We start from the raw sequence: 2,579 nt of genomic DNA on the forward strand, positions 1-2,579 counted from the left end.
CGGCCCGCCCCCCCCCCCCACCCCCAACCCACGCCGGCAGCCACCCAGACCCGTGGTACGGGTCTCGGAGGCTCCCTGCGTGTACTGCTTCGGGGGCTACTTCACGACGGCACCGAAGCGGACGCCGGCGGGCGGCAGGCCTCCGGTGCCGGGGGCGTACGTGGTGACCGCGCCCACGGTGCCGCCGGTCACGTTGGACCAGGGCAGCACGTGCACCGCGCCGTACGTCGACGGGCCGTAGGGCATACCGACGTACAGGTTCGTACCGGTCGCGTTGAGGCTGATGCCGAGCTGCTGGTTGGCCGCCGGGGTGCCCGGCAGGCCGACGTTGCCCGCCTGGATCCAGAAGTCGGAGTCGCCCGGAGCGCCCAGCAGCGAGAAGGTCTGGATCGCGCCGGCCTTGGCAGCAGTGCCGACCGCCTCACCCGGCATGCCGACCGCGAGCTTCATCGTGGCGGCGGTGCCCACCGAGCGCGGCGCGGTGTTCGTGACCGCCACCCGCTCGCCGAAGCGGTCGCCCACCTCGGCGCCGCCGCTCACGCCGTCGACCTCCTGGTGGATGTCGCCGATCTGGCTGACCACGCCCGCGGCGGTGATCCGCAGGGTCACCACACGTCCCGCGTTCGCCTTGTCGACGTCGCTCACGGTCAGCGACTCGCCCGGCGAGCCCACCGCGAGGATCGAGTCGGTCGCGGCCGAGGCCCCGGCCGGACGGTACTCGGTCATCGACAGCGAGGAGCCGAACTGGTCGTTCGCCTCGGCCGCACCGGTGATCCCGTCGGTGTCCTGGTCGATGCCCGCCACCGGGGTCGGGATGCCGTCCGCGTTCAGCTTGTGGTCGAAGACGGCCAGTCCGCCGGAGGCCGCGAGCGTGCCGATGGCCTCGTTCGGGATGCCGACCGCGATGTGGTTGGCGTCGCCGGCGACCGAGGTGCCGAAGCGGTCGTCCGCCTCCGCCGTACCCGGCACGTCCGTCTTGTCCTGGTGGACGGCCACGTTGGTGGTGCCGCGCAGGTAGAAGATCTCGCCCGCCTTGGTCACCGTGCCGAGCGACTCGCCCGGCACGCCGATCACCAGCCACGCCTCACCCGCGGCGGTCGTGCCCGCGGCCAGCGAGTAGCCCATGTTGTCGCCGGTCTCGGGGGTCGAACTGGCGATCGCGCCGGAACCGGCGCCCTGCTCCAGGTGCAGCGCGGCCGGGCCCGTGCCGAAGCCGCCTGGGCCGCCGTACAGCACATCCACGAAACCGGCGTCCGCCACGCTGCCGACGTCCTCGTTCGGCGTGCCGACGACCAGGTCGGTGTAGCCGTCCTGGTTGTAGTCGACCGTCGCCATGGCCGTGCCGAAGCCGTCGCTGTTCTCGGCGCCGCCCGGCACCCAGTCCAGGTCCTGGGTGATCTCGGCGGTGCCCTTGCCCCCGCCGTACACGACCCGCACCAGGCCGGCCTTGGTGTGGGTGCCGACGGTCGCCTCCGGGTCGGCGATCGCGATGTCCTCGATGCCGTCGCCGTTGTAGTCGTTCACCCGGGTGGCGTTGACCTTGGACGCGACCCAGGAGCCGAGGTCGTCGACGCGGGTGGCGACGGCGCCGGTACGGGTCTCGGTGGCGTCGATTCCGTAGCAACCACCCTGCCAGGAGCGGCTGTTGATCGCGGCGAGCTGAGCCGTACCGCCGGAGACGCGGATCTGGGGGCCGCCGGTGTCGCCGGGGCAGACGGACACTCCGTCCTTGCCGGTGACGGTGGCGGTGGTGGCGTCGGAGGCGTCCACCGAGAAGGCGCCGGTGTGCAGGGCGAGGGGGGCCCACTCGTCCTTGGTGCGGCCGTAGCCGGCGACGCGCAGTTCCTCGCCGACGGTCGGCGCGGTGGTGGCCAGGGCGATCGGGGCGACACCGGTCGCCGGGCCGGAGAGGCGGGCCAGCACCAGGTCGCGGTCGGTGCGCGGGACCAGCTCGACCACGTTGCGGACCACACCGGCGGTCCCGGTCAGGTCGGTGCGGCCGATGGTCGCGGTGGTGGCGAGCTTCGGCGCGCCGGCCGGCACGGTCAGTCCGGCGGCGGGGTCGTCGACGAAGCAGCTGGCAGCGGTCAGCAGCCACTCGGGGTCGACGAGGACTCCGGAGCAGCCACGGGTGCCGTTACCGATGTCCAGGCGCGCGGTGTAGCCGTAGGTGGTTTCGGCGGCGGCCACGGCGGGGCCGCTGACGGCCTGCGCGGGCGCGGCGCACAGGGCGAGCGGCGCGGCGATCAGGGTCGCCGCCAGCGCGGCGAGCCGGACGGGTCTGGCGTGTGGGGTGAGCATGACGTCCTTGGGGCGAGAAGACGGAAAGGGAAGCAGGAAGAGGTCGGCCTGGAGCAATGGAGCCCGCCACGGCACGACTTGGGGCGCCCGGTCGGCAATGCGCCGCTCACGCAGCGAAATTCGCGATTACGGAGCGAACCCGGCTTCTTGTAACGGACTTTGACGGAGCGCTACTTGGCGGTTCTGATCTCCATGAGCATGAACTCGCGCCCCTGCTCGTCCGCGCTCTCGCCCACGGGCGTCCAGGTGTTCTTGGTGATGTCGAAGGACTTCTCCTC

Annotated in this window: 1 protein-coding gene; it reads right to left on the bottom strand. The window is 72.5% G+C overall.

All coding sequences use genetic code 11. From position 1 onward, the window contains the following. Positions 1-96: 96 nt before the first annotated feature. The gene (locus tag ABT085_RS45565; RefSeq protein ID WP_351622927.1) at positions 97-2,301 is read right to left on the bottom strand and encodes a trypsin-like serine protease; all 2,205 of its coding nucleotides are present in this window, start codon (positions 2,299-2,301) and stop codon (positions 97-99) included. Positions 2,302-2,579 lie beyond the last annotated feature (278 nt).

Source organism: Streptomyces sp. NPDC002265 (assembly GCF_040296125.1).
Taxonomy (GTDB): Bacteria; Actinomycetota; Actinomycetes; order Streptomycetales; family Streptomycetaceae; genus Streptomyces.